Below are 13,474 nucleotides of genomic sequence, written 5' to 3' on the forward strand. Positions count from 1 at the left end.
GCATGGCCGCCAGCATGTCCCTGCCGGCGATCGACATCCACACCCATATGGTGCCGGGGCACTTCCCGGCCAGCCTAGCGGGGGCGCCGTCGGCGATCGAGATCCGGCGAGGCTGCGATTGCGGCCACGCCGAAGTGTTCGTCGACGGGCGGCAGTTCCGTTCGATTACCGATGAATGCTGGGACATAGGCCGGCGGCTGGAGACGATGGATCGCATGGGCATTGGCCGGCAGATATTGTCGCCAATGCCCGAGCTGCTGAGTTTCTGGCGGCCGGCCGACGAGGCCGCCGCGATCGCCGAGCATGTCAACGCCGAGCTGGCAGCGATGGTAGAGCGCGCGCCCGGCCGCTTCGCCGCGCTGGGGATGGTCCCGCTCCAGGATCCTGACCGCGCGATCCGCATGCTCGAAAAGCTGATGGCGGAGCGGTCCTTTCTCGGTGTCGAGATCGGCACGAATATCGGCGGCATCCCGCTCGGCGACGCGCGGTTTCGGCCCTTCTTCGCGGCGGCCGAGCGGGTGGGCGCGGCCATATTCGTGCATCCGCTCAAACCCCTGGCGTGTTACCCCTTGCCAGGCCCTGGGGCAATGGAGGCCCTCGCCTGCTTCCCCTGCGAAACAGCGCTCGCCGCGGTATCGATCATCGCCTCCAATATCGCCATCGATCATCCCGGCCTGCGCATCGCGTTCAGCCATGGCGGCGGCGCCCTGTCGCTGCTGCTGCCCCGACTGGACCATGGCTGGCGAACCACCCCCGCGGTGGGTGCCGCGATCGCGGACCTGCCCTCGCTGCAGGCGCGCCGCTTCTTCTACGACATGCTGGTCTATGATGGGGAGACGCTGCGCTTCCTGATGCGATCGCTCGGCAAGACCCAGCTGTGTATCGGTACCGACCTGCCCTTCGCGGTGGCAGAGCGCGATCCGCTCGGGCGGATCGCGGGGCTTGAGCTGCTTCCAGCCGATGAGGGGTTGCTGCGACATGGCAATGCGGCGCGCTTTCTGGGATTCGAGGAAGACGGACCGCAGCAGCACTGACCGCCATTGGAGCGCAGCCTTCCGAAACGACGCGAGCCCGGTCTCGTCCGCTATTCGCGCAAGATCGCCTGTGTGCTAGCCCCGGGCGGATGAAGACAAATCCCACCCCGTCCGGACAGACCGAGGAAGGCTCCGAGCGCCGACGCCAGATCCTGGAAATCGCCGCGCAACTATTTGCCCGGAAAGGATATCGGGGAACGTCCATGCGCGATATCGGCTTGCAGGCAGGAGTGCTCGGCGGTTCCCTCTACCATCATATCAAATCCAAGGACGCGTTGTTCGTCGAGCTTCATGGCGCCGCGCTGGACGCCGCCGAGGAGAGGATCGCCAAGGCGGTTCGCGATCAGGATGGGCCATGGGCGAAGCTCCAGGCGGCATGCGCGACGCTGCTGGAGATTCAACTCGCGCCGGATTCGTTGACGACGCCGATGATGAACGATTTCCGGGAAGTCCCCGATGCCGTCCGGAAGCAGTTGATCGCACGTCGCGACAGATTCGAGGACTTATTCCGTGTACTGGTCGAAAGCCTCCCGCTGCGGCCCGAGATCGACAGGTCCATTTACCGGAACCTGCTGTTGACGCAGCTAAACTCCACCGCCGACTGGTATCGCCCGGGCAGGCTGAAGCCCGCCGATCTGGCCGCGCAGATCGTCGCGATCTTCCGGCAGGGCTGATCCCGCCATTGGATCGGATGGAAGGTGGCCACCTCCGACAATTTGACTGTAACATACGTTTGGTATAACGAGCCTGCACTTTCGGAAAGGAAGCCGATGCCCAGTTACGCGCCGCCCATCGACGACTATCGTTTCCTGCTCACGCGGGTGCTCGGGTTCGACCAGGCGATGGCCGAGACGGGTAAGGAGGTCGATGCGGACTTGGCGCTGGCGGTGCTGGAGGAAGCCGGGCGGATGTGCACCGATCGGCTCGCCCCGCTCAACCGGGAAGGCGATGTGTCAACGCCGGGATAAAAACGGGCCAGGCACCGGTTTAAAATGGGGCCAGTTGGTTTGAACAAAAAGCCCCAAGGTTGAGGCTGGGCAGCATCGGCAGCGGGGAAGCGGCTGGAGCGGAGCGGAAGCCGATTTCCCGCTGCCGATGGCCGCCCGTTCTTAGGTCATTTATCCTCCCCCTTGTCCTTCTGGCGCTTGCGGCTGCTGGCGAGACGGAAGCTGTCACCATTCATCTCGAGAATGTGGACGTGGTGTGTCAGCCGGTCGAGCAGGGCGCCGGTCAGGCGTTCGGAGCCGAACACCGATGTCCATTCATCGAAGGGCAGATTGCTGGTGATCAGCGTGCTGCCGCGTTCATAGCGCTGGCTGAGTACCTCGAACAGCAACTCGCCGCCCACGGCGGTGAATGGTACATATCCCAACTCGTCGAGGATCAGCAGCTTTACAGATGCCAGATGCTTTTGCAGGCTGCGCAAGCGACGCTCGTCGCGAGCCTCCATCAGGTCATGGACCAACGCCGCGGCCGTTGTGAAGGCCACGCTGTGCCCTTTCTGGCACGCAGCCAGTCCTAGCGCGAGGGCGGTGTGGGTCTTACCGGTGCCGCTGGGGCCCAGCGCAATGACATTACGCCGCCGCTCGATCCATTCACCGCGCGCCAGTTCCAGAACCAAGGCCTTGTTCAGTGATGGCTGGGCTGCAAAGTCGAAGGTGTCAAAGCTCTTGGTGTGCGGGAAGCGAGCCATGCGGATACGGCGCTCCACCATCCGGCGCTCGCGATCAATCCGTTCAAGTTCGCACAGGCGCAGCAGATAGCGGGGGTAATCGGCCCGATCCTGCGCGGCCTCGAAGGCGACCTTCTCATACTCGCGCACAAAGGTGGGCAGCTTGAGCGCTTTGAGATGGTTGGCCAGTAGTACAGCGGGCGGCACGCTGGTGGGTTCGGCCTCGATGGCTGGCAGCGGCATCATGGGATCACTCATGCTGCCACTCCCGTCGCTGGAGTGCCTGCCTGCGAGAGCAGGCCCATGTAGGTGCGCGGATCGGTACGCCCGACATTCGCGCGCGGCAAATGCGGGTAAAATTGCAGATCGAGGCGCGGCACACGCTGTTCGAGGCGGGCCAGCGCGATCATCTTGATCGCATCGAAGCTGATTGCCCCCATCTCCAGCGCGCGGGCCACTGCCCATTCCACCAGGGACTGCTCGAAGCGTTCGCATAGCCGCAGCACCTGGATGAACTCGCGCCGTCCCTCTTTGCCGCTGCGCGCCTCCATCAGTCGTCGGATGCGATGCATCGGTTCAGCCAGCACCCAGCCATCGAGCGGCGCTGCCTGATCAAGCGCGCGGGGTTTCTGTTCTAACAGCGCCAGATAGTGCAGCGGGTTGGCAATGAAGTCCTCCCGCTCATAGCTGCGCGGATGCACTGCGATCAGCTCCCCGCCACAGATGATCGCAACCCGATCGACATAGCCTTTGATTACGACCTCCTGGTGGGCATAGGCCGTCGGCACCGAATAATCATTGGTACGATAGCGCACCAGCGACATCGACGAGGCCCGCCCCGTCACCATATGGCAGGGATCGAACGGCACCGCCGGTAGCGGCATAAAGGCCGCCAGATCAGCCACCAGCCTGTCACCGATGCTGCGCTCATGCCCGCGCAAGATGGCCTGTCGTCGCTCCATGCATTGTTCGACAAAGCGCGCGTTCAGCGCATCAAAGCTGGGCGCCTCTGGCCTCGGCACCATGAAGTGGCGCCGGGAATAACCGACCAGCCCCTCGACCTTGCCCTTGTCGTTACCCTTGCCGGGGCGCCCGAATTTGTCTTCGAACAGGTAATGGCTCTGGAGGGTCGAGAACATCCGGCTGCGCTCGCGCTTCCCGTCGCCCAGGATCTGCGCCACTGCCAGCTTGGTGTTGTCATACAGGATCGACTGCGGGATGCCGCCGAAGAAGGCAAAGGCCGCCACGTGCCCTTCGCAAAATGCCTCAGCCACCTCGGCAGGATAGGCTTTAACGAACGGCGCATCGCTGTGCGGCAGGTCCATGCAGAAATAGTGGAACCGCACCAACTTGCCGTCGATGATCCCGTCCGCCTCACCAAAATCCACCTGCGCATGCCCCGGCTTGTGGCTCAATGGTATGAACACCTCGCGGCTGCGCAACTTGGCGCCCGCCACATAGTCGCGAACAATGGTGATGCCGCCGGTGAAGCCATGTTCATCGCGCAGACGCTCGAAAATACGCGCGGCAGTGTGTCGCTGTTTGATGTGAACCTTGCGGTCATCCACCAGGATTTGGTCAATGATGTCGGTAAATCCGGACAGCTTGCGGCTGTAGGTTTGCCCGCTCCGGCCGTGCGCTGCTGGCTCTGGAAAGCACAGCATCTTGTCGACGGTCTTGCGATTGATCCCAAAATACCGGGCGGCAGCGCGACGGCTCATCCCGTCAATCAGCACGGCGCGGCGGACCTTCTGATAAAGCTCCACTCTCTTCATCCTCCACCTCCGCCCAAAAACGGAGGTCTAGCAGGACTGGCCCCTTTTTAATCCGGTGAGACTGGCCGATCCGTGGCCCCTTTTATTCCCGGTGTTCTCACCATGAACGACATAGCCCTTTTCAAGCAGAAATTCAGCAAGATAGGATCCGTCCTGGCCGGTGATGCCCGTTATTAGCGCCGTCTTGCTCATGTCCGCCCACTTCGTTCTGGTTTAGCACCGGAAATGCCTTGAAGCACCTACTTTGCCGGGAAATGGCCCACAAGGGGCCTGTCCTCTAATATCGGCGCACCCTATCGTCGCACATCGCGTTCCGCGAGCAGGCAGAGGTGCGCCAGCATCGTCCGGCCCAGCTCTTCCCGATCGAATTTCCTGACCCCTTTCTGGCCGTTGGCGGATAGCCGGGCGCGGCGATCCGGGTCCATCTGAAGGCGCACTATCGCATCTGCGAGCGCGTCCGGATCGCCACCGGGCAATATCTCGCCGGCCTCCGCCTCCTCCACGATCCGGGCGGATTCGCCGGGGACTGCGTGAAGCACCGGAATGCCCATTGCCATGCATTCGAACAGTTTGGAAGGGATGACGGTCGCAAAGAGCGGATCGGGCTTCAGATGGATGATGGTCGCATCGAGAAGCGACCAGTAGCGAACGACCTGTTCCTTCGAGACGGTGGGCACGAAGAGTATATTGGGAAGATCTCCGGCATAGTGGATCAGCCGCTCGCGTTCCGCCCCATCTCCCAGCATCAACAGGGAAACATCCTTCCCATCGGCCCGGCCGGCGAGCAACGATGCGGCGTCGACCAACGTTTCCAGCCCATGCGCCATGCCATGCGTGCCGATATAGCCGACCACGAACTGATCCTGGAGGCCGAGTTCGACCGCGAGCGCCCCATCCTTCGGCTGCGACGCGAAGCGGCGGAGGTCGGCGCCATTCGTGACGACCTCGATCTTGGCCAGATCGATGCCGCGGGCGATGAGGTTTTCCCGAAAAGCCCTGGTCACGCAGATGATCGCGTCCGCCCGTCGGTACAGAAACAGTTCGAACTTCTCGAGCCAGTCGAGAAGGCGCGACGCCCGCATCGCCGAAACCGCCCGAATGGATTCGGGCCAGAGATCGCGCAGTTCGAATACCCAGGGACGGCGCTTGAAGGCCGAGGTCACCCATGCGGCGACAGCCGTGAAGAATTGCGGCGACGTGCCTATGATCACATCCACCCGGCGAACGAACAAGGACGCGAGCGTCGCCATCATCATGAAGCTTAGATAGTCGAGGATACGCCGGGCGAAGCCCTCGTTCCGGGTGATGTAGGACCAGACGCGTATGACGCGGATGCCGTCCATCTCCTCGCTTTGCCAGAGGCGGTTGCGATACCCTTCAAACACCTTTCCACGCGGAAAATTGGGCGTGCAGGTAATGACCGTGACGCGGTGCCCCTCGAGCACCCACAATCGGCAATGCTCGAAGGTACGGCTCGCCGGAGCGTTCACCTCGGGCGGGAAATTATCGGACAGGAAAAGGATATGCATGGCTCAGTCCCACTCGAGCGAAAGGGTGGAGCATCCTCCGCCGAGCGTCAGCGACAGGCAGGAGGATGGCAGGCTCACCCCGAACTCGGGATGGTAACTGGATGCCTCCACACGCACCGCCGCCGCCTGAGCATTCCAGCGGATCGGACCGCCTTCAGGTGGAAATAGCAGCCCCCTCCCGGGCCCCTCGATCGAAATCCTCACCGCCGGGTGAAGATGGAAGCGCGCCTCGGCGGGTGTGTCCGGCGTGACGCTGTCCTCGACCGTCAATCCATGCTCGCCGAGCGTCACCCGGCGGCGGTGGACCGCCCGCGTTCCCAAATGCCGATAGCCGTCATGCGCGCCACCGGCTTCCAGCCTATCGCCGCCGGCGCGCGCATAGGTGTCGAACGGCACCGCGCGGCGGCCTACCCGAAATGCCGCCCATGTCTCCGACGAATTTTCATCGTCCACCGTTACCGTACTGTGCGCCCGCGTGCCGCGCTGGCGCTGACGTTCGGTACCAAGGGCATAGATCGACGTGCCCGAATTGACGATGATGCGAGACGCGCCGAACGAGAATTCGAGTGACAATGTATCGGCATGCGCATGCCCGGGAAGATGATCCGGGCCCACCCGCGCCAGATCGAGAAACAGGGTGGCCCGGTCATTGGCGAGGCGCGCATAACCGCTCTCGCCCAGCCATGGGGAAGGAGGCGCCGCAGGCGGGGCGAAGCCGAGCCGCGAGGCATAAGCGACAAGCTCGGATAGCGTCGGGGCGATGCCGAACGCGGCATCGTTGAAGAAGGCGACGCCCTGGTCCGGATGCGAAAGGGCCGCCAGCCAGTCAAGCGCAGGCCGGATATGGCGCCGGATCGCGTCGTTGAGCCAAGCGATTCGCGGGTACCCGAATGCCGCCAGCATGTTGGCCAGATCGAGCAAATCCTCGACGGCGAGCGCATGGTACATCGGGCTCAGCTCGAATTGCGCGCCATCGGGCAGGAATTGCTCGGGAAGCTGCCTCTCCAGGATATGCGCGCCACGATCGAGCCAGCGCTCCCCTTCCTTCCCTCCAAAGAACAGGCCGGCGAAGACAAGAGCCTTGCCGTTGGAAAAAAGATGGTTGCCGAGAAGGTGCCACTCGATCTTTCGTTCGAGCGCGCGCGCCTGATGCGCGAGGCTGTGAAGAGCCTCATTGCCCAGATCATTGCCTGCCAGCGCCCATTTTATCCAGTTCACGATTCGCAACGAGAGCGGATAGGGTTGCCAACCGGTGCCGCTGTCCGGCCGATTGGCGGCGATCCATTCGGCGATGAGGGCACGATGCCAAGCGGCCCTGCGCGGCGCCTCGCTTGCCGTCAGGTCATCGAAATAGTGCAGATTATAGCGCCAGAGGAGCGGGCGATCGGGATTGTCCCAGCCATCTTCGGCGAGCGAACCTCGTGCATTGAGCAGCATATAGTCCCGGGGCCCGATCAGCGAGGGACGGCGGGCTGCGGGCGCGGTCCAACTCCCCCGGCCTTCGCGAAGCGGCGGTGTCGGCCGAATGCGCACCGGCCTTTCAGGCAGATATGTCCCCAACCGGCCGATGATCTGCACCGGACGGAGATGACGAAGGGTACGAAAATAGACGCCCGCCCACATCGCCGGGTCAGTCCAGCGCAGCGGCGGCGAGAATCGCGGAACGACTGACTTCGAAAATCTCGTCGCGCGGGATAGGGTCAGGCGCTTCGCTGCGCACGGCATCGATGAAGGCGCGCGCGCAGGCCTCTCCGCCCTTGTCCTGCCGCCATAGCCGGCGGCGCGCGAAGCCCGGCCAGCCACGACCAACCAGAGCGCGGAAATTGTCGAGCTGCAACGCGCGGCCCGAAGCGAATATCTCCAGTCGTTCCTTGGGAAGCGCCCGAGGACCGTTTGTCAGATAATGGACGGCGCCCAGCGAGCCGTCGGCGAAGCTGATCATGATCGTCGCGCTGTCGGCCGGGCCTGAAATGTCGGCGCCACGCATCGCGCGGGCCTCGATCCCGGAAATCGGCGCGCCGGCCAGATGGCGCAGCAGATCGATGAAATGGCAGGCTTCGCCCAGGATCCGTCCGCCACCCACGTCGCGATCCTGTGTCCAGTGCCCCGGCGGAACCGCCCCTGCGTTGACCGTCATCGTCATGTGACGGGGCCCGGACAACGTTGCGAGCAATTCCTCGATCTTGACGGTCAGCGGCGCGAAGCGGCGGTTGAAACCAACCATCAACCGCTGCTGAGGCCGCGAAGCCGCCTCTCGCTCGATCTCGTCCAGTTCGGCCAACGTGAGGCAGAGCGGCTTTTCGCAGAAGACATGCTTGCCCGCACGGAGCGCCGCCAGCACTTGTCCCGCATGCGCATCATGGCGCGTGGCGACCACCACGGTATCGATCGCGGGATCGTCGATGATCATCGCGGGATTGGTCGCGGCATTCACAACACCAAAGCGCCGCGCCGCATGCGCCGCGCTGACTCCGCCCGCGCTGACGACGGTGTGCAGCCCGGCGCCCGCAGCCTTGAACGCGGGCAACAGAGCCCGGGTCGCATGATTGCCGGCGCCCAGCACGCCAACAGTGCCGCGCGCCGCGACCGGCGCCGACGACAGGGCCACCCGACGAAGCGAGGAGCCCTCGTCAGCCGCATAGCCCAGCAGTATCCCCATATGCGGCGTGTCCGACGCGAGCAGATCCATCGCCGCGGCGCCGTCCTCAATGGCGAAGCGGTGCGTGACGAGCAATGACACATCGATCGTTCCAGCCGCCATCAAATCCAGTACGGCCTCGAAGTTGCGCTGTTCGGTCCAGCGAACGAAGCCCACCGGATAATCCTGCCCCCGCTGCTCGTAGTTCGCGTCATAGCGGCCCGGCCCATAGGAGCAGGACACCTGGAAACTCAGTTCCTTCTCGTAGAAATCAGCCCGGCTGAGTTCGAGGCCGGTGACGCCCACCAATATGATCCGGCCGCGCACACGGCTCATTCGGGCGGCTTGGCTAACTGGCGCCGAACTGGACGTCGCGGCAGCCAATATGACCGCATCGATCCCCCGGCCCCGGGAGAATTCGGCGGCTTTCGCCAGCACCTCCTGCTCGGAAAGCGGGCTGACCGTCTCGGCGCCAAAGCTGCGGGCTAGTGCGCGCCGCTCCTCGTCAGGATCGATACCGAGAACCCGACAGCCCTGTGCCCGCAGCATCTGTACAGTCAGCAGGCCGATCAGCCCAAGCCCCGTGACCGCCACGCATTCCCCCAGCGTGGGATTGGCGAGACGGATCGCTTGCAGCCCGATCGATCCCAGAACGGTGAATGCGGCGGTCTCATCCGATACGCCGTCCGGGATGCGTGCGCAGAGATTGCGCGGTATCGCCACGATTTCGGCATGCGCGCCATTGGAAACGACCCGATCACCGGCGACGAGACCTTCGGCTTGGCTTTCGATCACGCGCCCGACATTGCAGTAGCCGGGAGCCAGCGGCTGATCGAGCTTCGCCCGCACGGCGTCGACAGTCGCCGATATGCCGTCGGTCCTGGCCTTTTCGAGCACCATGCGCACCTTGTCGGGCTGCTGGCGAACCTTGGACAACAGGCTGCCGCGCCCAAATTCGACCATCATGCGCTCGGTGCCTGCCGACACCAGACTGAGCGACGATCGAATCAATAGCTGGCCCGCCCCGGCACCCGGCGCCGGAACGTCAGCGATCGTCGTCGTGCCGTCCCGCAGTGACTGGAGGAGTTGTTTCATGGATGCGTCCTTAGAAATGATCGAGCGAGCGCATCAGGGCAGTTTGATGAAATCCGGCCTGTCTCCCCGGCCGAGAATCCAGTCATAGGCGCGCTCCAGCCGCTCCGCGACGGATGCCCAGGAAAAGTCCTTTTCGATCCAGGCCCGGCCACGCACGCCCATCACACTGCGCTCAGCCACCGAAAGCGACATCGCGGCCGCCAGCGTCGCCGCGAGCGGCTCGGGCCCGGCATCGGTCCACCATCCGCACCCCTCGGACTCTACGTCGGCCCATGGAGCGGCCTTGCTGACGACCACCGGACATTCATGACCTAGCGCTTCGGCCACGACCATCGCGAAATTTTCCGATTTCGACGGCAGTACGAAAAGATCGGCGCGACGATAGAGCGCCGATTTTTCTGCACCGTAGACCGGGCCGATCAGCTTCGCACGCGGTAGTCCGCTGGCCTGATCGGCAAGCGCAGCGACATAGCTCGCCTCGCCGGGGCCCGCGATCATCAGTTCCCAATTGGGATTGTCCGGCGCGACGCGCGACCAGGCTTCCAGCAGCGCCTCGATCCCTTTGACCGGATGAATGCGCGACAGGAACAGGAGAAGCCGCCCGTGGCCATCGGGACGCGGCGGCAGCTGCGGCAGATCGATACCGTTTGCGATCACGGCCACAGGCGCGTCGAAGCCATTGGCGCGAATATCGTCATGCTCGGGATCGGCGGTAGCATGGAGAAGATCAGCCCGGGCAAGAACCTGGCGCTGAAGCGGCCAGACGAGCTGCTTCCTTCCGCGGCTATGCGACAATGCCCAGGCGGACAATGTTCCGTGCGGTGAACAGATCAGCTTCGCGTGCGCGCCCGGCACGATCAGGCCCGGCGCGATGTTCATCAGCATCCACAGGCTGTGGCTGTGGACGATGTCGTCCGTCAATCGTTGCCGGCGCAATGCCTCGAAGTGGCTGGGTGCGACGCCCAACCGCTGCAGCAGGGGAAGCTTCGCATGCAGATCGAGCTTCACACCTTCGACGCGCGCGCCGGAGTGGCAACTCATCGTCACGTCGTGGCCCCGCATCGCCAAGGAGCGGCAAATCGAAGGAACCGTCGCCGACAATCCGGAGGCTTCGCTTGTCGTGTCTGGAACGATGTGCGTTAGCTTCATGCTTCGGCTCTACACAAATTACGATAAACCGAGGCATAGCGCGCGGCGATCTCCGCCGGCGCGAAGCGCGCCGCGTTTTCCAGCCCTCCGGCGCGCAGGCGCTGCCTCTGCTGAGAGTCTCCGATGATGGAGAGCACGGCGGTTCTGATATCATCGATATTTTCCGGATCGACCAGCAGAGCGTGCGCGCCGGCGATCTCCGGCATCGACCAGCGGTTCGACGTGACCACCGGAATTCCGCTCGCCTGCGCTTCAAGGATCGGCATTCCGAAGCCTTCATAGGTCGACGCAAAAAGGAGCATGTCGCTGCCCCGGTATAGCGATGCTACGTCCTCGGGCACCATATCGGCATGCGTCTCATAGTCGATCCGCTGCGCCGAAAGGCACGCGCGCTGGGCGTCGCTAAGATGACCGAGGATTACGAACTTGCACGCAATCCCGGCCAACGCCTCCGCATGTCGCTCCAAATTCTTGTTCGCACTGGTCCCCACCTGCAGAATGCGGGGATATTGAACGTCAAACGCCCGCTCGGTCGGACAAAAATCCGCCCGGACGGGATTGGGTATCACATGAACACGCTCGGGCTGGATCCGTAATTGCCGGTGCAGTTGCGCCTCGGTCGAATGCGAGATGACGACGATCGCATCGGCGCGACGCACGGGCAGCCAGTACCACAGGAACCACAGAAGCGCTCGCTTCAGGCCGCGCAGCCTTTCCATGCTGACGAAATCATGGATCGTCAGAACGGTCCGGCGACGCGAAAGGAAATAGGTGAGATAATGCACATCGCCGGTAACATGATTGATGTCGCCCTGGCGCAATGCGGCACGAAAGGCATCCGCCAGACGCGGCAGAAACCCCCGCGACGGCCGGCGGTTTTCAATCCATTCCACCTCGAAGTCGCGTTCGAAATAGGGGATCAGCGAGCGATAGAGCATCTCGATGCTGAACAGCCCCGACGCCGGCCGACGTAAAAAGAGATGTAGACGGGGCAGGGCTGCGGTCATCGGGAAAGATCAGGGGTTCCAGGCATCACCGCTCGACGCGAGGAATCGGATGTAAGCCGGCTGGCCGCGATCAGGCTGAGGAATAACACGATGATAATGCCGAACGAGCCGACCACGTCGACGCTCATGCGGCCATCCACCCGCGTGCCGAACTGCACGCCGGCAAAAACGACCGGCACGAATATCCAAATTTCTCGACGCATGACAACGAGGGAGAGCTGGGTCAGGAAAGAAATCAGAATGCCATAGAAGGCCATTCCCAGCATGAGGCCCATCCAGCCGTAATTCCAATAGGCCTCGGAGAATACGCCCGAACCGGTGGAGGACGTATCGAACCCGTAGATCAGTTGGGTAAGCTCGATGCCCTGGTTGCTGATGTTGGGCTTATCGCGCCAGATGATCCGCGGGACCAAAACGGTCACTGCCGCGCCATAGGTTTCCCCCGGTACGCCGCCATCATAGGCGTTGATGAGATAGGTCGACACATTGGCATAGGATAGCCGGTTGAGCGTGCGATCCATGCGCGGCGCGGTGTCCACGGCAGCTGCCGGCGCCGGATTGGTGAAGAAGTCCGTCACGAAACCCAGGCGCGTCCCGAGATTGGCTCCGTTGAGGCTACCGTAGATGGTGAGCATCTGGACGCGGCCATAATCTACCAGCGGGATCATGCTGATATAGACCAGGACGAGCGATATCGACCCGATGACCAGCCGACGCAGGCTCATACGGTCGTGGAGGAAGGCAAGCCACACGATCATGCTGGTGAGCAGCAAGTGGGTCTTCGCGAAGGAGCAGAGGCAAATCACGATCTCAAAGGCGACGAGGGAGATCGACAGTGCCGCTTTTCGACCACCGGTGCGCAGCGAATAGAGCAGAAGCAGGAACAGGCCCGCGTAGAAGAGATAGCCGAGATAGCCGAAAACGCCCGGAACGATCGCGGTCTGCGCGCCGACGAGCTGGGGCAGGATCACCAGATAACGGAACAATCCACCCAATATCAGCAGGGCAAGGCAAGTCGACCATAGCCCCTGCCCGCGCGCAGGCGGACGAAGCGACGGCATTCTTTCGAACATGCTCTGGAAACTGCGCGCAAATGCGACCTCCAGACTGAGGACCGAGAGAATGCCGACAAGGATGATGAGGTTGAGCTTGAGAAGCTCGTGATCCGTGAAATCGAACACATATCGAAGATAGGCCTCGACTTCCCAGCCGACGATATAAGGCACGATATTGCCAAACCCAAAATAGACCAGGGTTGCCGCTCTGAACCATAGGGCTGGCGTAAAGATATAGGCGGCATCTTCGCGAACAAGCGTGAACGCACGCCAACCGAGGGCCGCCATGATCGCCAGCGAGATGACGATATTGAACGGCTTCAATATGCCCGCTTCATCCAGCGTGGTCAGATGGACTGCCGTGGCGATGAAGGCAATCACGGCGAGACTTGCTATCTCGATCCGGCTTGCGACGGGGATCACAAGGCGATTCATTGCGGAAACCCACGTGCGTGATGCAGCGGCATATGGCTATCGCGCATCGCAGCCTGCCCCTCACATGTCGTCAATGATGAATATC

At 62.8% G+C, this 13,474-nt stretch carries 10 protein-coding genes and 2 pseudogenes; 3 read left to right on the forward strand and 9 right to left on the reverse strand.

The annotated features are described in order from the left end of the window. The first annotated feature begins 2 nt into the window (after positions 1-2). The 3 genes and pseudogenes from CMV14_RS18665 to CMV14_RS18675 form a co-directional block, all read left to right on the forward strand. On the forward strand, positions 3-1,034 hold the full coding sequence (locus CMV14_RS18665; protein WP_066962454.1) for an amidohydrolase family protein: 1,032 nt from the start codon (positions 3-5) through the stop codon (positions 1,032-1,034). A gap of 89 nt (positions 1,035-1,123) precedes the next feature. Continuing rightward, positions 1,124-1,708 carry a TetR/AcrR family transcriptional regulator gene (locus CMV14_RS18670; RefSeq protein WP_066962452.1) on the forward strand — a complete coding sequence of 195 codons (585 nt, stop codon included), beginning with the start codon at positions 1,124-1,126 and terminating at the stop codon, positions 1,706-1,708. 96 nt (positions 1,709-1,804) lie between these two features. Beyond that, positions 1,805-1,984 (forward strand): annotated as a pseudogene (locus CMV14_RS18675) (acyl-CoA dehydrogenase); the annotation flags it as partial. A 164-nt stretch (positions 1,985-2,148) separates the two neighbouring features. Here CMV14_RS18675 and istB read toward each other — a convergent pair. The 9 genes and pseudogenes from istB to CMV14_RS18720 all read right to left on the reverse strand — a co-directional run bounded on the left by istB (position 2,149) and on the right by CMV14_RS18720 (position 13,335). After that, positions 2,149-2,949, reverse strand: coding sequence for an IS21-like element helper ATPase IstB (gene istB / locus CMV14_RS18680; protein ID WP_066970386.1), 801 nt, complete (start codon positions 2,947-2,949; stop codon positions 2,149-2,151). An 11-nt stretch (positions 2,950-2,960) separates the two neighbouring features. Next, positions 2,961-4,481 carry an IS21 family transposase gene (gene istA, locus CMV14_RS18685; RefSeq protein WP_096367681.1) on the reverse strand — a complete coding sequence of 507 codons (1,521 nt, stop codon included), beginning with the start codon at positions 4,479-4,481 and terminating at the stop codon, positions 2,961-2,963. Between the two features lie 99 nt (positions 4,482-4,580). Continuing rightward, positions 4,581-4,673: pseudogene (locus CMV14_RS18690) on the reverse strand (GDP-mannose 4,6-dehydratase); the annotation flags it as partial. Between the two features lie 101 nt (positions 4,674-4,774). Continuing rightward, complete coding sequence (locus CMV14_RS18695; RefSeq protein WP_066969927.1) at positions 4,775-6,010, reverse strand: glycosyltransferase family 4 protein; 1,236 nt, start codon at positions 6,008-6,010, stop codon at positions 4,775-4,777. A 3-nt stretch (positions 6,011-6,013) separates the two neighbouring features. Continuing rightward, a complete protein-coding gene (locus CMV14_RS18700) occupies positions 6,014-7,447 on the reverse strand; it encodes a heparinase II/III family protein (protein WP_202820866.1) in 1,434 nt (477 codons plus the stop codon). Positions 7,448-7,640: 193 nt separating this feature from the next. Beyond that, entirely contained in the window at positions 7,641-9,743 is a 2,103-nt protein-coding gene (locus CMV14_RS18705) for a bi-domain-containing oxidoreductase (protein ID WP_066969923.1), read from the reverse strand. A 33-nt stretch (positions 9,744-9,776) separates the two neighbouring features. Continuing rightward, entirely contained in the window at positions 9,777-10,892 is a 1,116-nt protein-coding gene (locus CMV14_RS18710; protein WP_066969921.1) for a glycosyltransferase, read from the reverse strand. Then, positions 10,889-11,899 carry a glycosyltransferase family 4 protein gene (locus CMV14_RS18715; RefSeq protein WP_083216176.1) on the reverse strand — a complete coding sequence of 337 codons (1,011 nt, stop codon included), beginning with the start codon at positions 11,897-11,899 and terminating at the stop codon, positions 10,889-10,891. The genes CMV14_RS18710 and CMV14_RS18715 overlap by 4 nt, the downstream gene beginning before the upstream one ends. Then, positions 11,896-13,335 (reverse strand): hypothetical protein, encoded by a 1,440-nt coding sequence (locus CMV14_RS18720; protein ID WP_139114820.1) that lies wholly within the window; start codon positions 13,333-13,335, stop codon positions 11,896-11,898. Before CMV14_RS18720 ends, CMV14_RS18715 begins: the two co-directional genes overlap by 4 nt. Positions 13,336-13,474 lie beyond the last annotated feature (139 nt).

Origin of the sequence: Rhizorhabdus dicambivorans (assembly GCF_002355275.1) — a bacterium.
Taxonomy (GTDB): Bacteria; Pseudomonadota; Alphaproteobacteria; order Sphingomonadales; family Sphingomonadaceae; genus Rhizorhabdus; species Rhizorhabdus dicambivorans.